The following is a 21,656-nucleotide window of genomic DNA, read 5'->3' on the forward strand; positions in this document are numbered from 1 at the left end:
ATATTGTTTTCCTTATTTAGGCTGTTTTATTTCAAATAGTTACGTTGCAAAGATAATGTTTTTTTTATAATCATCAAAAAAAGAGCGTAAAAAAATGTGTTCGTATATACAAAATCGAAAACTTTTTGTATATTTGCCGTTGTTATAAAATAAACATATACCAAGGACATGATAGGAACCGAACAGACCCAGCAACAAATTGAGCGCTTTTTGAAGAAAGTAGCACAGAAATTTACTGCTAATGATTGTGATATGCCAATGACAGATATTCATTTGCGTGTATCGCAAGATAGTGGTGATCTTATGGCTTTTGACGATAGCGATGATGAGATTACTCGCTGTGTCATCGACCAATGGATTGATAATAAGAGTGATAATTTTTATCAAGAAGCAGCATGTATCTTGCGTTCAGAAATTAATCGTATAAAGGATGTAATTGAGAATATGTCAATCATGAAACCTTATAGTTTCATCCTTGAAGATGATGATAGGAATAATATTTCTGAGCTTTATCTTGTTGATGACGACATTGTTATTATAGGTGGCGACCTCATGCATGATTTGGATAAGGACTTAGATTGCTTTCTCAATGATTTATTGAATAAAGAAGAATGAGGAGATTAGGCTTTATATTCATCTATTGCTTAGCTTATCTTTTTCCCCTTTCTACCTCTGCTCAGCGACATGAAATCAATGACGAGAATATCCGTTCATTGCAGGTTGTTGCTAATCAGAAGTGGATGGATTTGCCTATTATGGTACTCAATGACGGAAAGATAAGTATAGATTTTGACGATCTTACACACACTTACCGCCGTCTGACTTATCGGTTAGAGCATTGTGAAGCTGACTGGAAGCCTTCCGTCGGACTCTTTGAAAGTGATGTCGTAGATGGTTTTATTGCTGGAAATACAATAGATGACATAAAGGAATCTACCCTTACGAATACACTTTATACACATTATCATTTAGATATTCCGAATGATAAGTGTCAACCAAAGTTGTCAGGCAATTATCGTCTATATGTCTATGATGATGATAGTAGTTCTGATTATCCTTTGCTAACTGCTTGCTTTATGCTTACAGAGCCTGCGGAGAGTTCTATGGGCGTCAGATTGAATATAACTACACAAACAGATCAGTCAATTAATCGTGAGCAGCAACAGGCTGAGATGCTGATAGATTATGGTCCTTACACGGTAAGTAATCCACAGCAGCAGATTAAGACAGTAGTATTACAAAACCGTAATTGGCTTGATGCTCGTTGGAATAGTAAACCGCAGTATGTCATGCCAAATGGTTTACGATGGTCGCATAATCAAGATTATATCTTTTGGGCGGGTAATGAATATAGGAAGTTTGAGATTCTCTCAACCGATGTTGCTTCTATGGGCGTAGATAAAATTGGTTGGGATGGTAAGAATTTTCATGCCTATCTCTTCCCTACTACTCCTTTCGTGAATTATCTGTATGATGAAGATGCTGATGGTGCATTCTTAATACGTAACTCGGATAATGTTGAGATAAATACAACGAGCGACTATATGCTGACTCATTTTCAGTTAAATGTACCTTCCCCCTACCCTTACAGAATATTTCTGAATGGTGATTGGACTTATGACCGTCTGCTTCCTGCTTATGAGATGACATATAATTCTGCTGGTGGATATTATGAGGCAGTAGTCCCTTTGAAGTTAGGTTATTATAATTATCAGTTCCTTGCTGCAGATGAGCAAGATAGACTCTCGTCTTTTAGAGTTGACAATAGCCATTATCAAACCGAAAATAGCTATCAAGCCCTTATTTATTTCCGTCCACAAGGAGGACGTACCGATAAGCTTGTTGGCTATGCAAATGTTAGGTTTATCAAGAAATAAGGGATTATTCAGTTATCAAAGCGTCGTGTTTTTATATTCTGAAAGCACCTGATATTTTATATTTTCTTGTTTGAAATTATATTACATAATTTATTGTCTTTACTCCCTAAAAGCATAAGATATGATGTCTTAAAATCATCTTTATAACTATCAGTAATCCAGCATATTATAAAACCATATTTTAAAAGGTGCTTAGTAAGGGTTCAAAAGGGCGTTAGTTAGCATCGAAAAGGGCATCTTTTGCAAGCCAATTGGGCGTCTTTTCGAATCCAATTAAGCATCTTTTAAAAAGCAGGTTGTGAAATAATAGGACAAAAGGAAGCTTTTTGACAGTTGGGTGTAATTGTATATAAACAAAAAAAGTGTATCAAAATGAAACAATACTGTTTCATACTTTTGATACACTTTTTCTATTTTACTAATACTGTAAACTTACTGTTAGAAAAGAAAAGTAAGTTTTAATAGTTTGATTTCATTAATCATTCATTGACAACAGGAACTCCTCATTGTTCTCTGTACGTCTCATACGGTCGTGGATAGAGTTCATTGCCTCGATAGAATTCATGTCAGCAATGTACTTGCGGAGAATCCACATACGATCAAGTGTTGTACGATCCTGAAGGAGGTCATCACGACGTGTACTTGAAGCAACCAAGTTAACAGCTGGGAAGATACGCTTGTTACTCAAGCTACGGTCAAGCTGCAACTCCATGTTACCTGTTCCCTTGAACTCCTCGAAGATAACTTCATCCATCTTGGAACCAGTATCAATCAAGGCTGTTGCAATGATAGTCAAAGAGCCACCACCTTCAATATTACGTGCAGCACCGAAGAAACGCTTTGGCTTCTGCAATGCATTGGCATCCACACCACCAGTCAATACCTTACCAGATGCTGGTGCTACAGTGTTGTAAGCACGTGCCAAACGAGTGATTGAGTCAAGGAAGATAACTACATCATGACCACATTCAACCATGCGTTTTGCCTTCTCCAAAACGATACCGGCAATCTTAACGTGGCGTTCTGCAGGCTCATCAAATGTTGAAGCAATGACCTCTGCATTTACTGTGCGTGCCATATCGGTAACCTCCTCAGGACGCTCATCAATCAAGAGCATCATCAAGTAAGCCTCTGGATGGTTGGCTGCAATGGCATTTGCAATATCCTTCATCAAGATAGTCTTACCCGTCTTTGGCTGCGCAACAATCAATGCACGCTGTCCCTTACCGATTGGTGAAAAGAGATCTACAATACGTGTTGAAAGATTAGTTGTACGAGGATCGCCACAGAGTGTGAACTTCTCCTCTGGGAAGAGTGGTGTAAGATGTTCGAAAGGTATACGGTCACGTACCTCAGAAGGCTTACGACCATTAATCTTGTCAATGCTTGTCAGTGGGAAATACTTCTCGCCCTCATGTGGTGGACGTACGTGGCATTCTACAACGTCACCTGTCTTCAGACCATATTGCTTAATCTGATTGTTTGCAATATACACATCATCAGGTGATGATAAGTAATTATAATCGCTTGAACGGAGGAAGCCATAACCATCAGGCATTACCTCAAGAACGCCGTTTGCCTTGATAAGATCAGAGAAATCATAGTTCGCATTGTTTGCAACTGGAGCATTATCATAGACCGGAGTTGACGGCAACTGAGCAGGAGTTGTAGGCTGATCAAACATATCATAGTTTGGAACAATACCCTGATCTTCAATTGGTAGGTCAACAACTGGAATGAAATCTGTACCATCGCCTGGGTCACCTGCCCATACACCATCAGGTAATACAGGATAACCAGCTGGTTCCATATTCATATTATGTGCGTTAACCTTCTCCTGAAGGCGTGCCAATAATTCTTCTTTACCTTCACCCTCTTCCTGCTGTGGTACGTTAGAGAACTGATCTTCTGGGATGAAATCCTCTGGAGCAGATGGCTCTACATTCTCTACGGGAGCCTCCTCTACAGGCTCTTCAGTCTGCTGTGCCTCTTCTGCTTTTGCCTTTATAGCTGCTTCTGCAGCTGCAATAGCCTCTAATTCAGCCTTAGATTTACGACCACGATGCTTTGGAATAGATGCTAATATTTCTTCTGGAGATTTCTCTTCAGTCTTATCGTCCTTTGTTTCAGGTAACTCTTTGAATAATGAAGGCTGACTTGTTGCCGTGTTTTTATTCTTCTGTACGTCGAAGTTTTCCCCTTCTTCACCATGTACCGAATAAACCCTGTCGGTATCTTTTCGTGCTATTCTGGTACGCTTACGCTTTGATTCTAAGGGATGTGCTGTACCTGCCTCTTCTGCCTGGCGGTCAAGGATGGCATAAACGAGCTTATCCTTATCATCTCCAGGTGAGTAAACAGCACCAGTACTCTGAGCAATAGCTTCAAGTTCAGAAACTTCTTTCTCTAATAATTCTTCTTTGCTTAACATATAAATATGTATGGGAAATTACATTTGATAGTGTCGACGTTTCATAAGGTGAAACATCATTAAATGTGTCTTTTGTGGCGCAAAGGTATAATTTTTATTTGAACCTTACAAGATTTCTCTTATCTTTTTTGATATTATTCTGTGGATGAATAGAATATAATAGGGTTCTTCCGTTAAATGTGTGGACACTTTTCGTATTGCTTTAATGGATGAATCATAGCCATTCATTAAACAAAAACTTGGCTAAGACAATCAACATTCTATCCTATTATCATCCTCTGATATTGAAAATCATTTCTTTTTAGACTTCGAAAATATGCAGATAAAGGTTTGAAAAATAATTACATAATTTCAAAGAAAACATTTATAACTAACGGCAAAAACATATATAAGAGGCAGGTTTGCAATCAACAGAGAATCAGGTAGTTATCAAGTAGTAAAATAAAAGGTGCTTAATTGGCTTCTTAAAGGGCGTTAGTAAGGGTCTTAAAGGGCACCTTTTGCAAGCCAAAAGAGCGTCTTTAAGAAGCCAAAAGAGCATATATTGATTTTGAAGAGTATGAAAATAGTTTACAAACCTCAATTAATAAGGGAATTCGTTGTTAGTAGAAGACAGATAGATATCGCATCTAATTATGTTTATCATGGGTCGAGACGTAGTGTCTGTATGTCAAATGATTAATATCGTAACATTCATGGATAATAAGATTCCCAACCTTTAGAAATGAGTTTTCTAAGGGTTGGGAATAATTGAGTTTATCGTGAACGAAACTAAGTTTTGTTCTTATGATGCATATTAATGGCACTCATAATGTTTATTGATGCTGCTCACGCAGAAGATCGTTGACAGTCTTTACAGGGTTGAAAGTGCCGAGTGGTACTTCTACAAAGACCGTATTCCAATCGCTCATAGCACCATTCCACAAGCCCGGAAGTTCCAAAGCCTTAAGCTCACGACCATTCTTTGACTTTGAACTGATGAAGCCTGTTGACTTGTCTACATACTTTGTCAAGTCAAAAGCATTGCCTTTGTAATCTTTGATAGCGCAAACAAGATCAACAGGATTGAAGTGTGTACCTTCTGTAAACATCTTCATAGATGCTTCGTTGTTCTTGTCAATCTGCGAACTCTCAAGAATCTGAAGGCTGACAGTACCATCTTGATTATAAGCAAGGAACGGACCGCCACCTGGTTCACCAACGTTCTTTACCATACCGCATACACGCATTGGACGATTTAACTTCCTATATAAGTAATCTGCCAGTGCAGTATCCTTCAAAGAAGCCACATCATGCTTCTCACAAGAGAGGTCATTCTGTAAGAAATCAAGTATCTCTTCGAGTTCTGAATGTGTGCAATTACCTTCCTCCAATTTATGAAGATAAGCAAAAGCACGCTCTTGTAAGGTTACAAGTTTACCTGCAATAATCATTTTCCAACTGATGGTTTCTTCCTTCAAGCGGTCTGGTACCACATTATCTATATTCTTAATGAATACGATTTCAGCATCCAAATCATTTAAATTCTCTATCAATGCGCCATGACCACCAGGACGGAACAATAATGAGTCGTCCTCATTACGGAACGGAGTATTGTCAAGATTTACAGCGATTGTATCTGTACTTGGTTTCTGTTCAGAGAAAGAAATATCAAAATTTACACCGAATTTACCTTCAAATTTAGCCTGCTTGTCAGCTACTCTTTGTTTGAAGAAGGCTAAGTGTTCGTGTGATACGGTAAAATGTACGTGTGCTTGCTTGTTACTTTCCGCATACCGAGCAGCTTCAACCAAATGTTCTTCCATTGGAGTACGTGCTCCATCGTCATAAGAATGGAACAATAGCAACCCTTTAGGTAGCTGTCCGTAATTCAATCCTTCCTTATTTAATAATGTAGCAACGACAGTTTTGTATCGCCCTTCAGCTATCAACGCATCGATAGTTTTACCTTCCAACTGCTGACATTTGGCTGATAACGCCTCGTAGAACGCAAAGTGATGAATATTTGAGAAGAACTCCTTTTCAAAATCACTAATAGGTGCTTCGTTATTTCCATTGAGAAATGCAAAAAGGTCTTTGAACATGCGACTGGCTGCACCAGAAGCAGGAACAAACTTGACAACTTTATGCCCGTGATTTTGATAATCCTGCCATGCTTTGCAAGCAGTCTCACAAGCATTCTTATCGAGTACCGTAACACCTTTCTTTGGTGTTGCAGCACCTTCAAGCTTCAAGTAAGGAAAGCCTCTTATGAAGTCTTCCAACTGTCTATTTATCTGTTCTTCGTTTATTCCTTTGTCATGTATCTGTTTTAGGTCTTCTTTCTTCAACATAATGGTAAGCTATTAAAAAGATTGTATTTTAACTGCAAAAATAACGAATTAAACCGAAAGAAAAGAACTATTTGACACATTTGTTTCTAATTATATCGAAATTCTTTGTATCTTTGCCTTTGGAAAATAGAATATATTATGCCTATGGAAGAGAAATTCATTTATACGGATAGAGAAAGAGAATTATCTGAACAGATACTCGAAAGTCTGAAGAAGACACTTGGGGAAACGTTTTATGAGAATGATCTTCCTAAACTGCGTGAACATCTGAGTAAGGTTGTTTCAGACAATAGTATCCAACGCAATGTATTTGGGCTCAACCCTATTCTTTGCTCTTTGCAGACAGCAGCCATTGCTGTAAAGGATATCGGTTTAAATCGTGACTCTGTTATTTCAATTTTGCTCTATCAAAGTGTTCAAGCAGGAATCCTTTCACTTGATGAAATAAGCAAGTTGTATGGTAATGGTGCTTCGAAGATTATCCATGGGCTTATACGTGTTCAGACACTTTATAAGAAAACGCCAGTTATCGAGAGTGAAAACTTCCGAAATCTTCTGTTATCTTTTGCAGAAGACATGCGTGTTATCTTGATTATGATAGCTGATCGTGTTAACCTTATGCGTCAGATTCGTGACGTTGAGAATAAGGAAGCGCAACGAAAAGTGTCTGAAGAAGCAAGCTATCTTTATGCTCCTTTGGCGCATAAGTTAGGTTTATACCAGCTAAAGAGCGAGTTGGAAGATCTTTCTTTAAAGTATCTTGAGCATGATGCTTACTATCATATAAAAGATAAGTTGAATGCAACAAAAAAGGTGCGTGATGCTTATATCAGTAGCTTTATTACTCCAGTTAGTGAGCAACTTAAAGCTGCGGGGCTTAAGTTTCATATTAAAGGTCGCACGAAGTCAATCCATTCTATCTGGCAGAAGATGAAGAAGCAGAAGTGTGGCTTTGAAGGTATTTATGACCTCTTTGCCATTCGTATCATTCTTGATTCACCAGAAGACAAGGAGAAGATGCAGTGTTGGCAGGCATATTCGATAGTGACAGATATGTATCAGCCTAACCCAAAGCGACTCCGTGATTGGCTTTCTGTACCCAAGTCTAATGGTTATGAATGTTTACATATCACTGTGCTTGGACCTGATAAGAAGTGGGTAGAAGTGCAGATTCGTACAGAACGTATGGATGAGATAGCCGAACATGGACTTGCTGCACACTGGAGATATAAGGGAGTGAAGGCAGAAGGCGGAATGGATAATTGGTTAGCTTCTATTCGTTCTGCCCTTGAGGCTGGCAACAACCTTGAGGTGATGGACGAGTTTAAGTCAGATCTTTACGAAAAGGAAATATATGTTTTTACCCCAAAGGGAGACCTTCTAAAGTTCCCAAAGGGTGTGACAGTACTTGATTTTGCTTATCACATTCACTCTAAGATAGGAAATCAATGTGTCGGTGGAAAGATAAATGGAAAGAATGTATCTTTCCGAACCGAGTTACATAGTGGTGATTCTGTAGAGATTCTAACCTCCACGACGCAGAAGCCTAATCGTGATTGGCTGAACATTTGTAAGTCATCTCGAGCAAAGGCAAAGATACGTCTTGCGCTAAAAGAAACGCAGGTGAAAGATGGTCTATATGCGAAGGAATTGCTCGAACGTAGGTTTAAGAATAAGAAGATTGAGATAGAAGACTCTACGATGGGTCAACTCATTCGTAAGTTAGGCTTCAAGGAGGTTTCTGAGTTCTATAAGCAGATTGCCGATGAGAAGCTTGATCCGAACTATGTCATTGAGGAATATCAGAAAGTATACAATCATGCACATAACCTCAATCAGACAAAAGAGACTGAGAGTGCAGAGAACTTTGAGTTTGAGAACCCTACGACAGAATATCTGAAGAAGAATGATGATGTCCTTGTCATTGACAAAAATCTCAAAGGTTTAGACTTCTCGCTTGCTAAATGTTGTCACCCTATCTATGGAGATCCCGTCTTTGGTTTTGTGACCGTCAGTGGAGGAATAAAGATTCACCGCGATGATTGCCCCAATGCACCTGAGATGCGCAAGCGTTTTGGCTATCGAGTTGTTAAGGCACGTTGGAGTGGCAAGGGTACATCCCAGTATGCTATTACACTGCGTGTCATAGGTAATGACGACATCGGTATTGTGAGCAACATTTCAAATATCATTTCAAAAGATGAGAAAATAGTGATGCGCTCTATCAATATTGATTCGAATGATGGTCTTTTCTCTGGTAACCTCGTCGTTCTCCTTGATGATAATTCTAAGTTGAATATGCTCATCAAGAAACTTAGAACAGTAAAGGGCGTTAAGGAAGTAATGAGAATATAAAATAATCTAATAAACTTTGCCCCCATTCTCTACCCTATTTTAAAGGTGAGAATGGGGGCTTTTTTATTAATGTTATTATCAAATCTTGCTAAAGAAAAATAGGTGTTGGTGTGAAATATATTTACAAGTTTAAGGCTATAAAAAGCTATTTGTAAGCCTGAAAATAGAGTTCTGGGCAGGTGTTGTAACTCTTTAGTTTTCAACTTGTTGCAAAATAGCAAATCAAAAGGTGCTTAATTGGACTTCAAAAGGGCGTTAGTTAGACCTCAAAAGGGCACCTTTTAGAAGCCAATAGATGCTTAATTGAAGTGCTATTAAGCATCTATTGATTTTTAAGGGTATGATTTTTTATTACAAAATGGTTTTACTTATCCATCGTATTTATGCGCTCAATGCGCTTTGCCATAGCTTGTGATTTTGGACTCAGTCTACCTTTAAGATACTTCTCCATTATCAATCCTGCTATAGGGGCAGCTACATCGGCACCAAATCCACCATGTTCAATATAAACAGAGATTGCAATCTTGGGTTCATTCATCGGTGCGAAACCAATGAAAATAGAATGGTCTTTACCAGCGTTTTCGGCTGTTCCGGTCTTGCCACAAACAGGATAGGTCGTTCCGTTGAGTACGGTCGCTGTACCCTTTGTTACTGCTAAGCGCATACCTTTAATGACATCTGCATAAATGTAAGAAGGAACCTTTGTCTGACGTGGCGTGAGGAAGCGTGAAGGGAGGGGTGCCCATTCAACGCTTTTATGAATATGTGGTGTAAAGAAGTAGCCACGATTTGCAATCGTTACCGCTAAATTACAGAGCTGTAAAGGAGTGGCTGTGATGTCACCCTGTCCCATTCCTGCCCACATAATTGTTTTTGGCTCCCAATTATTCTTATAACGGCGTGATAGATAGTTAACATTGGCAACCAATCCGCCCTTTTCACCAGCCATGTCAATACCTAATGGACCACCAAGTCCCATACTAACAATGTATTCCCACCAAGTTGTAACAGCCTTCTCCTTAGAACCATACTTCTGTGTATTGTTCAACATTGATAGGTAGGATTTCAAGAACCAAGTGTTACACGATACAGCCAAAGCACCTGCAAGTGCTTCTGGAGAATAATGCGGATGGCATTTAACCTTTATGTTTCCATCACGAAACCCATCATGACAGGCAATCTTGGTGTCTGGCTTGACGATTCCTTCTGAGAGGAAGACTAATGCTTGTGCAGGCTTAATGGCTGAGCCAGGAGGATAAGCAGTTGCAATGGCAAGGGCATCATTAGGACCCGTAGGTGAATTTGTTACCATACAGAGCACCTCACCCGTGGCTGGATCAATGGCCACGATACTACCCTTCTTACCTTGTATAAGTTCTGTGCCAAGCTCTTGTAGCAGTGGACGAAATGTTAACGGTGGGGTTTCACGGTACTCTTGCGCCTGAACACTATTCGTTGTTACGAATAAGAGCGTAAGTAGTGCAGAACGAAATGATATAATTGTTTTGTTTATAGTTATTTTACGCATACTTATTAAATTCTTTCTTAATATGTTTCTAATCATTAATTACGAGGACTCATAGCTCATAAATCGATTGATATTTTCTTCTATTAGAAGCTATAATGTACTCTCATTCTTTCTTCTTTAAAAGAAAGTTTTAAGTCATCTAAGTTTTTATGAGCTACAAAATTACGAATAAATTATTCGCTTGAAACATACTTTTCTCTGTTTATATTTAATTTGCAACAATCCCAAATAATTGTAAATTACTATAGGCGGATAGCTGCAAGTGATGTTCCTGACATAAAGCGGTCGAGGTCTACGTAGCCACGAATACCACGTACTTTACCCTGATCAGAGAACTGCCAGATGTTATGTCGGCCTACTCCCTTGATGGATGGGCGCACAGAACTATATCTACCTAAGAAAAGGAAGTACTTATTGAATCGAGGGCAAAGATGAGAATTATAGAAACTTACATGAGAATAAATAAGTGGTTTCTTACCATACTTCCTCTCTATTAATTTTGCAAATAAGGCAACGCTGTCTTGTACTTGTTTCTTGCTCCAACGTCTTACACCATCATGTTCTATGTCAATCATTGGAATTAAATCCTGTTTATGTCCTCGCATAGCTTTCTGGAAATTACGAAACTGAGACCTAACGGAGGTTAAGCATGAAAGATAGTGGTAAGAACCGCAACGTAAACCTTGACGGCGTGCCTCCTTGATGTTCTGTTCGTAGTTTTTGTCCTTTATGCTTGTTCCTTGTGTTGCTTTGATGTATACAAATTTAATTTGTTTGTCTTTTGCCACTTCTTTCCAGTCGATTTTCCCCTGATGATGCGATACGTCAATGCCATCATACTGGCGTTTAGTGTTTTTTGAAGACTTATGAGAAGCGGTTGCTGCAGAGGCAATTACACAAATGGTAGATAGAAATAAGATGTTAATGAGACGTGGAAATATAGTTGATTTCATCTTCTAAATATTTGATACATTCTGAATAAGATTCTTTTTGAATCTAAATTATCCTGTAATGATGCTTAAAAAGCACTGCAAAATTAGTATATTTTTCTTGAACAAACTCATAAAAATCCGATAATAATCATTATCTTTGCAACGTAATTACATCTCGATACAGTATCAATGAGTAAACAAGACATCACTCAGCAACTTATACAGACCGTTGAAGAACTTTCTGAACCGGAAGCGTTGCAGGGTATTAGCCATGAGCACCGTGATGGAGACCCCTTGCCATCAGCTAAAGAATTGGAGGAGATTATCGAACTTTCTCGTTCTATTCTCTTTCCAGGTTTTTATGGTCGCTCGTCAGTTAATTTTGAAACGATTAAATATCAAATCGGTGTAAATGTAGAAAAATTGCATAAACTGCTATGTCGGCAGGTTATGGCTGGTTTATGTTTTAATGAAGACTGTCATTGTCCAAATGCTGCTGATACGCGTCGTTGTATGCAGGAAGAGGCTGATAAGATAGCAGGACGTATCATAGAAAAGTTCCCTACCCTGCGTAAAATACTTTCAACAGACATACAAGCTGCCTTTGATGGTGATCCTGCTGCTGCCAATTTGGGAGAAGTAATTTCATGTTATCCAGCTATTAAGGCTGTTATTAACTATCGTTTGGCACATGAATTAGTTTTAGAAAATGTGCCTCTTATTCCACGCATGATTACTGAAATGGCGCACTCAGAGACAGGTATTGATATTCATCCTGCTGCGACCATTGGTTCACATTTTACCATTGATCATGGTACTGGTGTGGTGATTGGTGCAACCTGTATTATAGGTAATCATGTAAAACTCTATCAAGGTGTGACTTTAGGGGCTAAAAGCTTCCCACTTGACAAAGATGGTAAGCCTATTAAGGGAATTGCTCGTCACCCGATTCTAAAGGATGATGTTGTTGTCTATGCCAATGCAACTATCCTTGGCCGTATCACTATTGGGAAAGGCTGTATCATTGGAGCCAATGTGTGGGTTACGCGAGATATGCGTCCACGAACAAAGAAGTATAAACAGAACAAAACAGATATCTTAGATATCGACTTTGAATATGGCGGAGGAATATAAAGGGTCTACCCTATTCTTACCTCGAAAGGGAAAAGTGGGAGCACTTGATAAGCAACCAATAGGTTGTTCTTATTGAAGTTATCAGACAATGTTTTCCGCTAATTTGTTTTAATATCGTATATAAAAATATTTATCACATAAATGCAAGAATTTGAACTCATCGCCAAAACCTTCATGGGTTTGGAGCAAGTATTAGCAAAAGAGCTAACACAGTTAGGTGCCAATAACGTACAAATAGGACGCCGAATGGTGTCATTTACAGGTGACAAGGAAATGATGTATCGTGCAAATTTCCAGTTACACACAGCTATTCGTATCCTTAAACCTATCGCACATTTCAAGGCGAAGAGTGCTGAAGATATGTATGAGGAAGTAATGAAGATTGATTGGAGTAAGTATATCCTCCCTGGAAATACTTTCTCTGTAGATTCTGTCGTTTATTCTGAAGAGTTTACTAACTCGCGCTTCGTTACATACAAAGTTAAAGATGCTATTGTAGACCAGTTCCGTGAGCGTACTGGTACTCGTCCAAATATCTCTGTTAGCAATCCTGATATTCGTTTGAACATCCACGTGGCAGAGGATAATGCTACATTGTCATTGGACTCAAGTGGTGAGTCTCTGCATCGCCGTGGTTATCGTCAAGAGAGTGTTGAGGCACCATTGAATGAAGTTTTGGCTGCTGGTATGATTCTTATGACAGGTTGGAAAGGTGAAACAGACTTTATCGATCCAATGTGTGGTTCTGGTACCTTGCCTATTGAGGCTGCTCTTATTGCTCTTAATATTTCTCCGGGTGTGTTCCGTAAGGAATTTGCTTTTGAGAAGTGGCCTGACTTTGACCAAGAATTGTTTGACACGATATATAATGATGACTCACAAGAACGTGAGTTTACACATCATATCTATGGTTATGACACAGAGATGAAGGCTGTCAATACGGCTCGTATGAATGTTGCTGCAGCTGGTTTGTCAAGATATGTAACCATCGAACAGCAGGACTTCAAAGACTTCACTCAGCCAAAGGAGAAAAGCATGATTGTGATGAATCCTCCATATGGTGAGCGTATCTCTACACCTAACTTACTCGGTACCTATAAGATGATTGGTGAACGTTTGAAGCATCAGTTCATGGGTAATGAGGCTTGGATTCTGTCTTATCGTGAGGAATGTTTCCGTCAGATTGGATTGAAACCAAGTATTAAGATTCCTGTTTACAATGGCTCATTGGAGTGTGAATTCCGTCGTTACCAGATGTTTGATGGTAAGATGAGTGACTTCCGACACGAAGGTGGTGTCGTAAAGACCGAAGATGAGAAGCGTGAGATGGCACAGAAGCATCGCTTCAAGAAGGAACGTGAGTTTAAGAAACGTCTTGATGAAAATGAGGAAAATGCTGAGGCTGATATTCGTTCATTCACCTTCCATAGCTTAGAACGTAATAAGTTCGGTGGTGGTAAGTTCCGTGAAGACCGTGAGCGTCGCCCTCGTTTCGATCGTGATGTGGAAGACCACAAACGTTCTTTCAGAAGAGGAGACGACGACCGTAAGCGTTCATTCAGACGTGATGACGATCGGAAACGTTCGTTCAGTCGTGATGATGACCGTAAGTTTGGCGGCAAACGATTTGATAAATCTAACAAGCGCGGAGGATTCCGTGGTAAAAACACGTATAATCATGAAGATTAAATCATTTATTAGTCTTGTGGGGCTTTGTGCTTTCACAGGACTTTTAAGTCCTACTGAAAGTATGGCACAAAAGCAGTTTACCCTTGAGGATTTGAACTTTGGTGGTAAAAACTTCTACAACATGCGCCCTGAGGCACGTTATCTTACGTGGTGGGGAGGAAAGTTGGTACGCCAAGACCTTAACAATTGTTCGTTGGTTGACTTAGTGACTGGTAAGGAGACACCGCTCTTCTCATTAGATGACATCAATAAATGGGCAGGTTTATCAGCTTCGGATGAGGTTGTGCGTCATCTCTATGGTGCTGAATTTCCTTATGCTGATCGTTCTATTGTGAAGGTTCAGAATGGTAATGAGGACTTATATGTAGACTTCAAAACACACAAACTTGAGCAGCGTTTGAATCGACCAGCTGGTCTTCAAGCACGTGATTGGAATAAGGTATCTGGTGCAACTGCACTGGTAAAGGACCATCAGTTATATGTTACAGATGCGAAAGGTACAGAGCATCAGTTGACAACAGATGGTTCAAGAGATATCGTATATGGTCAAAGTGTACATCGTGATGAGTTCGGAATTAATGGTGGTCTCTACTGGAGTCCAAAGGGAAATCGTTTAGCTTTCTATCGTATGGACCAGAGTATGGTTGCTGACTATCCTCTCGTTGATGTCCCAGAGTTGGACTGGAAACCTGCTAAGGGTGAGTCACGTGCAGCTAAGGTTGATCTTATTAAGTATCCTATGGTGGGTGAAACTTCTCATAAGGTAACTGTAGGTGTGTATGACCTTACAACAGGTAAGACTGTATATCTTCAGGCTGGCGACCCAACCGACCGTTATTTTACAAACATCACATGGAGCCCAGACGAGAAGATGGTTTATATGTTTGAACTTAACCGTGATCAGAATGATTGCCGTTTGGTATCTTATGATGCTACTACAGGTGCAAAGCTGAAAGAACTTTATCGTGAGACTGACGCAAAATATGTTGAGCCATGTCATCCAATTCAGTTCTTACCATGGAACGACAATGAGTTTATCTTGCAGAGTCAGAAGGATGGTTATAACCATCTTTACCTCTTTAATAAGGATGGTCGACAGCTTAAGCAGATTACAAGTGGTAAGTGGGTTGTACTGGAAGTACTCGGCTTCAATAGCAAACAGAAGAGTATTGTCTATGTTTCTAACGAATGTAATCCTATTCAACGCAATGCTTGGCTTGTGAATATAGCATCTGGAAAGCGCACACTACTTGATAATGGTCGTGGTTATCATTATCCAAAACTGAGTGAAGACGGTAATGCTGTCATGGATAATTACAGTGAACCATCTGTGCCTCGTAAGTATGAAATTATCAGTTTGAATGGTAAGCCACAGCGTCATGATTACTTTGCAGCTGCTAATCCTTGGGAAGGATATACTGTTCCAGAATATACAAACGGTTCAATAAAGGCTGCAGATGGTAAGACAGACTTATACTGGCGTATGGTAAAGCCTGTTAACTTCAATCCAAATAAGAAGTATCCTACTGTCATCTATGTTTACGGTGGTCCTCATGCACATAATGTTGAGGCTTCATGGAACTGGGGTTCACGTGGTTGGGAAACCTACATGGCGCAGAAAGGTTATTTACTTTTCATCCTTGATAACCGTGGTAGCGATAATCGTGGTAAGGAGTTTGAGCAAGCAACATTCCGTCATCTTGGTCAAGAAGAGATGAAAGACCAGATGGAAGGTGTTAAGTATTTAAAGTCTCTCCCATATGTTGATCAGAATCGTATAGGTGTTCATGGATGGTCGTTTGGTGGTTTCATGACTACTTCATTGATTACCAACTATCCTGACGTGTTCAAAGTAGGTGTTGCTGGCGGTCCTGTTATCGACTGGAAATGGTATGAGGCGATGTATGGTGAGCGTTATATGGATACTCCACAAACTAATCCAGAAGGATATGCACAGACATCACTTCTTACAAAGGCAAAGGATCTTAAAGGCAAACTCCAGATTATTACAGGCTTGAATGACCCTGTTGTAGTTCCTCAGCATTCTTATTCCTTCTTAAAGGCTTGTATTGCTGCTGGTACGCAACCTGACTTCTTCGTTTATCCTGGCGAACCTCATAACATGCGTGGACATCAGAGTGTACACTTACATGAGCGTATTACACAGTACTTTGAGGATTATCTGAAGCCAATAAAATAGCGTATCTGATAAGTTAATAATACGCTTGAGCATTGCTTATAATCATATCTAACAATTAAAAAATACCCATGTGCAGCAAGGCTGCACTCCCCCTCCTTCATCGGAGGGGGCGGGCAAAGCTTTATGAGAATATTACTTTTAGGTAGCGGCGGTCGTGAACACGCCTTGGCATGGAAGATTGCACAGAGTGCAAAGTGTAGTAAACTCTTCATCGCACCAGGTAATGCTGGTACGGGAGCAGTTGGTGAGAACGTTGCAATCGGAGTAAATGACTTCGACAAACTGAAAGATTTCGTTGTCGAAGAGAAGGTTGATATGGTTGTTGTTGGCCCTGAAGACCCATTGGTAAATGGTGTTTATGACTGTTTGAAGGAAGACAGCCGCACAGCTAATATTCCTGTTATTGGTCCTTCAAAAGCTGGTGCTGTACTCGAAGGGTCTAAGGACTTTGCCAAAGCTTTCATGAAGCGTCATAATATTCCGACAGCTGCTTACGAAACATTCGATAGTACAACGATAGAGGAAGGCATGCGTTTCTTGGAGACGCTTAAAGCTCCTTATGTGTTGAAAGCTGATGGCTTGGCTGCTGGTAAGGGTGTTCTCATTCTTCCAACGCTTGAAGAAGCTAAGAAGGAACTACGCGAAATGCTTGGTGGTATGTTCGGTAATGCTTCTGCAAAGGTGGTCATTGAGGAGTTCCTTTCTGGTATTGAGTGCTCTGTATTTGTACTTACAGATGGTACTCACTATCAGATATTACCTGAAGCAAAGGACTATAAGCGCATTGGTGAGCATGATACAGGCTTGAACACAGGCGGTATGGGTAGTGTTACTCCTGTTCCATTTGCTACCAAGGAGTGGATGGGAAAGGTAGAAGAGCGCATTATCCGTCCTACTGTTGATGGTTTAAAGGCAGAGGGTATTGATTATAAAGGCTTTATCTTCTTTGGTTTGATTAATGTAGAAGGTGAACCTATGGTTATCGAGTACAACTGTCGTATGGGTGACCCAGAGACAGAGAGTGTCATGTTACGCCTAAAGAGTGACATTGTTGACCTCTTTGAAGGAGTTGCAGAGGGGAACCTCGACCAGCGAAAGGTTGAATTCGATTCACGTTCTGCTGTCTGCGTAATGCTTGTCAGCGGTGGTTATCCTGAAGAGTATGTGAAAGGTTATCCAATCACAGGACTTGATAAGGTTGAAGATTCTGTAGTTTTCCATAGCGGTACAGCTGTGAAGGATGGTCAGATCGTTACTTCTGGTGGTCGTGTAATCGCAGTGTCTTCTTATGGTGAGAATAAAGAAGAAGCACTAAAGAAGAGTTTTGTGGAAGCTCAGAAGATTGAATTTACGGATAAATATTTTAGAAGAGATATAGGACAAGACCTATAGTCTTAGCCCTTTGAAAGTAAGGAGATAGCTCTTAAGTTGTTTATTACTTAGCAACTTCTCATGGCTATCTCTACATATCATCTATTATGCAACAAAAACGCATTCAAAATCGAATAGCAGAAAGCCGCTGGACACAAGCATACGTTGTTTCAGCGGCTGCTCTTGTATGGGTTATTGCGGGGATATATAACCCTTCAGTAATAGTGCCAGGTATATGCCTTTTGCTGTCTACTTATCTTATGATGGAACTGAATAATGCCAATGCGCTTATTCGTATCTATAGTAGAATGGTGTCATGTTCGTTCATCGTCTTTGCAACTATGGCTGTCTTCATGTTCCCATCTATCCAATCAGCCATCATCATGTTAGGCTTTGTAGGGTTCTATACATTTGCTTTTCGTTGCTATCAAAACACACATGCACCCGGTTGGACGTTCTATGCATTCTTCTGTATAGGTATGGCAAGTATTGTTTGGGTACAAACACTTTTCTTCCTACCAGTACTCTGGGTTATTATGCGTACCAATATTCTCTCGATGAGTCCACGCAATTTTGTTGCATCCCTTCTCGGTATAATCCTGCCTTATTGGTTCTATGCAGGATACTTGGTGGTCAAAGGAGACATTACAATACTCATCAATCATTTCGCTAAGATTGCTGTGTTTGGTGAACCATTCAACTTAAAGTTTCTGAACTTTAGTCAAGCATTGACTTTATCATTTGTGTTAGTATGTGCTGTGATTGGTATTGTTCATTTTATGAATCAAAAGCGTAATGACAATATTAGAACCCGTTTGTTCTATCAGATTTTCGTAACAATAGATCTTTTAGCAATAGTCTTTTTCTTTTTGCAACCTCAGCATTATGAAGCATTGCTGAGTGTAATGATTGTTACTACAGCTCCACTCATTGCACATTTCTTTGCACTAACGCGCACAAGGATAACCAACTGGATGTTTATCATTCTTTCTTATTCAGCTATCATCATCACCCTATTCAACTTATGGAATCTTTTACACAATTACTTGTAGATTATGGTTATTGGGGAATGTTTTTATCGGCATTCCTTGCAGGAAGTGTTTTACCTTTTAGTAGTGAGGCGGTAATGCTTGGGTTACTTGCAGCTGGCGTAGACCCTGTTCTTTTACTTGTTTATGGTAGTATAGGTAACGTTTTGGGAGGAATGTTGAATTATGGTCTTGGCAGGTTAGGTAAACTGGAGTGGCTTGAACGGTATTTCCGAGTGAAAAAAGAATCATTGGATAGAGCTTATCGCTTTATGGGTGGACATGGTGCATGGATGGGATTCTTTGCCTTTCTACCTATTTTAGGTAGTGCTATCACCATCGTTTTAGGTCTGACACGTGCTAATATTGTTTTGTCTGTATTAAGTATTACAATAGGTAAAGTGCTTCGTTATGCAGTTTTGATTTGGGGTGCAAGTTCTTTCTTTTAGTCTGTTTTATCCAAAGGACATATCCATATACGTTGTTACCCCTCGTTGAATATTTGAAATACTTTAGTGTGTACAATATTCTTCTATCAATAACTTGATAGCATCTTTGTAATATATAATAAGGAGTAAAGCTCTCAAAATAATTACTGTTTAGCATCCGCACTATTGGTGTTTAGCATTCGCACCATATGTGTTCAGCACTCGCACCACATGTGCGGAACATCCTTAAGTTGATAAAAAGGTGCATAGATGAGTCTATTCAGGCATTATACGATAGATAGGATTTGGCATATAGACTAATGTTTATGCGCTTGTATTCTGTGGATAAACTATAATCAAGTGGTACAACAGAAAGATCGAAGAACAAGATAAGCATCTTGAAACGACAAAAGGTTGGGTCATAATACTTAAAAGCAAAAAACTTTTTTTCGCAAGAAATGGTAATATTCAAATTTTATTTCTATCTTTGCGATTATAACTTTATAAAAAGAATATAACTATGAAATCTGACATTGAAATTGCACGCTCATGTAATATGAAGCCAATAGAGGAAGTAGCAGCTACGGTCGGTATTCCAGCTGATGCTTTGGAGCATTATGGTAAGTATATGGCAAAAGTGCCTCTCTCATTGATTGATGAAGATCGAGTAGCTTGCAACCGTCTTGTTCTTGTTAGTTCAATCTCCCCTACCCGCGCTGGTATTGGTAAAACTACAGTTAGTATTGGTTTATCAATGGCACTTAATCGCATTGGTAAGCGTTCGGTTCTCGCTTTACGCGAGCCAAGTCTTGGCCCTTGTTTTGGCATGAAGGGCGGTGCTGCTGGTGGTGGATATGCCCAAGTAGTACCTATGGAGAAGATTAATCTCCATTTTACAGGCGATTTCCATGCTATCACGAGTGCACACAATATGATTGCAGCCTTGCTTGATAATTATATTTATCAGCATCGTAGTGAGGGCTTTACTTTGAAACAAATTCTCTGGAAGCGCGTCTTGGACGTAAATGATCGTAGCCTTCGCAACATTGTTACTGGTCTGGGTGCTTCTACTGATGGCTTACCAACACAGTCAGGTTTTGATATTACGCCTGCGAGTGAGATTATGGCAGCATTATGTCTTGCTGATAGTGAGCAAGATCTCCGTCGTCGTATTGAGAATATGGTTTTGGGTATCACCTTTGACGATAAACCATTTAGAGTACGCGATCTTGGCGTGGCTGGTGCAATAACAGTTCTGTTGATGGATGCTATCAAGCCTAACCTTGTTCAGACACTGGAGGGGACAGCAGCCTTTGTTCATGGTGGACCATTTGCGAATATCGCCCATGGCTGTAACAGTTTAGTCGCAACCAAGATGGCTATGTCATTGAGTGATTATGCTATTACTGAAGCTGGATTCGGTGCAGACCTTGGTGCAGAGAAATTCTTAGACATTAAGTGTCGTAAGGCTGAAATTCATCCTCGTGTAACTGTTCTTGTTTCAACTTTACGTGGTTTGAAGATGCACGGTGGACTTGTTGATGGTGCATCGCATGAACAGGAACGTCAAGCACTTGTGGATGGTTTTGCTAATCTCGATCGTCATGTTGAGAATATGCAACGCTTTGGACAGCCAGTGGTTGTCACACTAAACCGATATGGCGATGATACTGAGGAGGAAATTGCTCTTCTCGCAGAACACTGTAAGATGTTGGGTGTAGGCTTTGCAGAAAACAATGTGTTCTTGAAAGGTGGTGAAGGTGCTGAGGATTTGGCTCGTCTTGTCGTTGAAACCATTGATAAGCAGGGAGCTAAGGACATCAATATGACGTATGCGGATGAGGATAGTATTGAAGAGAAAGTTAATAAGGTAGCCAAGAATATCTATGGTGCACGTTCAGTTATACTCAGTAAAACAGCTGTAAATAAACTGAAACGTATTCATGCTTGGGAGATGGATAAGTTCCCTGTCTGCATTGCTAAAACACAATTCTCATTCAGTGAAGACCCTAAGCAGGTGGGTGTAGCTAAGAATTTCGACATTACCATTCGTGACTTTGTTATCAATGGAGGTGCTGAGATGATTGTTGCTATTGCTGGTGAGATAATGCGTATGCCTGGCTTACCTAAGATTCCTCAAGCAGAAAAGATTGATATTGTTCGTGGTCAGATTGAAGGCTTGGCTTAACGAGTATCAATATTCTTTGTTTAAACCCAAATCAGTCATTAGAGCCTAAATATTTTTTGTTTTATTATCGAGCAGATTGGCTGTCTTTGCAACGCAGGCGTAGCGGGCTACGTCAAGTTCCAAAGACAGACAAGATGCCGATAAGAAAATAAGAGATGTTAG

The 21,656-nt window shown here is 39.8% G+C and carries 14 protein-coding genes; 10 read left to right on the top strand and 4 right to left on the bottom strand.

Annotated elements, in window-relative coordinates; genetic code table 11:
* Nucleotides 1-168: 168 nt before the first annotated feature.
* Nucleotides 169-615 (top strand): hypothetical protein, encoded by a 447-nt coding sequence (locus HMPREF0659_RS08785; protein WP_004359818.1) that lies wholly within the window; start codon nucleotides 169-171, stop codon nucleotides 613-615.
* Nucleotides 612-1,877, top strand: coding sequence for a type IX secretion system plug protein (locus HMPREF0659_RS08790; protein WP_013265385.1), 1,266 nt, complete (start codon nucleotides 612-614; stop codon nucleotides 1,875-1,877). Before HMPREF0659_RS08785 ends, HMPREF0659_RS08790 begins: the two co-directional genes overlap by 4 nt.
* A 475-nt stretch (nucleotides 1,878-2,352) precedes the next feature.
* Here HMPREF0659_RS08790 and rho read toward each other — a convergent pair whose 3' ends face one another.
* Together rho and HMPREF0659_RS08800 are read right to left on the bottom strand one after the other, a co-directional pair.
* Nucleotides 2,353-4,308 carry a transcription termination factor Rho gene (gene rho / locus HMPREF0659_RS08795; RefSeq protein ID WP_013265356.1) on the bottom strand — a complete coding sequence of 652 codons (1,956 nt, stop codon included), beginning with the start codon at nucleotides 4,306-4,308 and terminating at the stop codon, nucleotides 2,353-2,355.
* Nucleotides 4,309-5,123: 815 nt separating this feature from the next.
* Nucleotides 5,124-6,641: a DUF4301 family protein gene (locus tag HMPREF0659_RS08800; protein ID WP_013265570.1), complete on the bottom strand. Its 1,518-nt coding sequence runs from the start codon at nucleotides 6,639-6,641 to the stop codon at nucleotides 5,124-5,126.
* A gap of 144 nt (nucleotides 6,642-6,785) precedes the next feature.
* On the opposite strand from HMPREF0659_RS08800, the gene HMPREF0659_RS08805 reads away from it, so the two are divergent.
* Nucleotides 6,786-8,996, top strand: a complete 2,211-nt coding sequence (locus HMPREF0659_RS08805; RefSeq protein WP_044046182.1) for a RelA/SpoT family protein — start codon at nucleotides 6,786-6,788, stop codon at nucleotides 8,994-8,996.
* A gap of 364 nt (nucleotides 8,997-9,360) precedes the next feature.
* Here HMPREF0659_RS08805 and HMPREF0659_RS08810 read toward each other — a convergent pair whose 3' ends face one another.
* Both HMPREF0659_RS08810 and HMPREF0659_RS08815 read right to left on the bottom strand, forming a co-directional pair.
* Entirely contained in the window at nucleotides 9,361-10,524 is a 1,164-nt protein-coding gene (locus tag HMPREF0659_RS08810; protein ID WP_051412358.1) for a penicillin-binding transpeptidase domain-containing protein, read from the bottom strand.
* Between the two features lie 242 nt (nucleotides 10,525-10,766).
* Nucleotides 10,767-11,477 carry a glycoside hydrolase family 25 protein gene (locus HMPREF0659_RS08815; RefSeq protein WP_013265052.1) on the bottom strand — a complete coding sequence of 237 codons (711 nt, stop codon included), beginning with the start codon at nucleotides 11,475-11,477 and terminating at the stop codon, nucleotides 10,767-10,769.
* A gap of 168 nt (nucleotides 11,478-11,645) precedes the next feature.
* On the opposite strand from HMPREF0659_RS08815, the gene HMPREF0659_RS08820 reads away from it, so the two are divergent.
* From HMPREF0659_RS08820 to HMPREF0659_RS08850, 7 genes are all read left to right on the top strand, one after another.
* Nucleotides 11,646-12,590, top strand: coding sequence for a serine O-acetyltransferase (locus tag HMPREF0659_RS08820; protein ID WP_013265202.1), 945 nt, complete (start codon nucleotides 11,646-11,648; stop codon nucleotides 12,588-12,590).
* A gap of 141 nt (nucleotides 12,591-12,731) precedes the next feature.
* A complete protein-coding gene (locus HMPREF0659_RS08825) occupies nucleotides 12,732-14,279 on the top strand; it encodes a THUMP domain-containing class I SAM-dependent RNA methyltransferase (protein ID WP_013265762.1) in 1,548 nt (515 codons plus the stop codon).
* The gene (locus HMPREF0659_RS08830) at nucleotides 14,269-16,479 is read left to right on the top strand and encodes a S9 family peptidase (RefSeq protein ID WP_013265432.1); all 2,211 of its coding nucleotides are present in this window, start codon (nucleotides 14,269-14,271) and stop codon (nucleotides 16,477-16,479) included. Before HMPREF0659_RS08825 ends, HMPREF0659_RS08830 begins: the two co-directional genes overlap by 11 nt.
* 123 nt (nucleotides 16,480-16,602) lie before the next feature.
* On the top strand, nucleotides 16,603-17,871 hold the full coding sequence (gene purD, locus HMPREF0659_RS08835; protein WP_013265125.1) for a phosphoribosylamine--glycine ligase: 1,269 nt from the start codon (nucleotides 16,603-16,605) through the stop codon (nucleotides 17,869-17,871).
* A gap of 86 nt (nucleotides 17,872-17,957) precedes the next feature.
* On the top strand, nucleotides 17,958-18,902 hold the full coding sequence (locus tag HMPREF0659_RS08840) for a hypothetical protein (protein WP_013265307.1): 945 nt from the start codon (nucleotides 17,958-17,960) through the stop codon (nucleotides 18,900-18,902).
* Nucleotides 18,875-19,327, top strand: coding sequence for a YqaA family protein (locus HMPREF0659_RS08845; RefSeq protein ID WP_013265613.1), 453 nt, complete (start codon nucleotides 18,875-18,877; stop codon nucleotides 19,325-19,327). Before HMPREF0659_RS08840 ends, HMPREF0659_RS08845 begins: the two co-directional genes overlap by 28 nt.
* A 499-nt stretch (nucleotides 19,328-19,826) precedes the next feature.
* Complete coding sequence (locus tag HMPREF0659_RS08850) at nucleotides 19,827-21,494, top strand: formate--tetrahydrofolate ligase (protein ID WP_013265217.1); 1,668 nt, start codon at nucleotides 19,827-19,829, stop codon at nucleotides 21,492-21,494.
* The last annotated feature ends 162 nt before the right edge of the window (nucleotides 21,495-21,656 follow it).

Source organism: Prevotella melaninogenica ATCC 25845, assembly GCF_000144405.1.
Classification (GTDB): Bacteria; Bacteroidota; Bacteroidia; order Bacteroidales; family Bacteroidaceae; genus Prevotella; species Prevotella melaninogenica.

What these genes read in the sequence shown, in the direction of transcription:
- HMPREF0659_RS08785 (WP_004359818.1), top strand. Translation starts at nt 169, where the DNA reads ATGATAGGAACCGAACAGACCCAGCAACAAATTGAGCGCTTTTTGAAG.
- HMPREF0659_RS08790 (WP_013265385.1), top strand. Translation starts at nt 612, where the DNA reads ATGAGGAGATTAGGCTTTATATTCATCTATTGCTTAGCTTATCTTTTT.
- rho (WP_013265356.1), bottom strand. Translation starts at nt 4,308, where the DNA reads ATGTTAAGCAAAGAAGAATTATTAGAGAAAGAAGTTTCTGAACTTGAA.
- HMPREF0659_RS08800 (WP_013265570.1), bottom strand. Translation starts at nt 6,641, where the DNA reads ATGTTGAAGAAAGAAGACCTAAAACAGATACATGACAAAGGAATAAAC.
- HMPREF0659_RS08805 (WP_044046182.1), top strand. Translation starts at nt 6,786, where the DNA reads ATGGAAGAGAAATTCATTTATACGGATAGAGAAAGAGAATTATCTGAA.
- HMPREF0659_RS08810 (WP_051412358.1), bottom strand. Translation starts at nt 10,524, where the DNA reads ATGCGTAAAATAACTATAAACAAAACAATTATATCATTTCGTTCTGCA.
- HMPREF0659_RS08815 (WP_013265052.1), bottom strand. Translation starts at nt 11,477, where the DNA reads ATGAAATCAACTATATTTCCACGTCTCATTAACATCTTATTTCTATCT.
- HMPREF0659_RS08820 (WP_013265202.1), top strand. Translation starts at nt 11,646, where the DNA reads ATGAGTAAACAAGACATCACTCAGCAACTTATACAGACCGTTGAAGAA.
- HMPREF0659_RS08825 (WP_013265762.1), top strand. Translation starts at nt 12,732, where the DNA reads ATGCAAGAATTTGAACTCATCGCCAAAACCTTCATGGGTTTGGAGCAA.
- HMPREF0659_RS08830 (WP_013265432.1), top strand. Translation starts at nt 14,269, where the DNA reads ATGAAGATTAAATCATTTATTAGTCTTGTGGGGCTTTGTGCTTTCACA.
- purD (WP_013265125.1), top strand. Translation starts at nt 16,603, where the DNA reads ATGAGAATATTACTTTTAGGTAGCGGCGGTCGTGAACACGCCTTGGCA.
- HMPREF0659_RS08840 (WP_013265307.1), top strand. Translation starts at nt 17,958, where the DNA reads ATGCAACAAAAACGCATTCAAAATCGAATAGCAGAAAGCCGCTGGACA.
- HMPREF0659_RS08845 (WP_013265613.1), top strand. Translation starts at nt 18,875, where the DNA reads ATGGAATCTTTTACACAATTACTTGTAGATTATGGTTATTGGGGAATG.
- HMPREF0659_RS08850 (WP_013265217.1), top strand. Translation starts at nt 19,827, where the DNA reads ATGAAATCTGACATTGAAATTGCACGCTCATGTAATATGAAGCCAATA.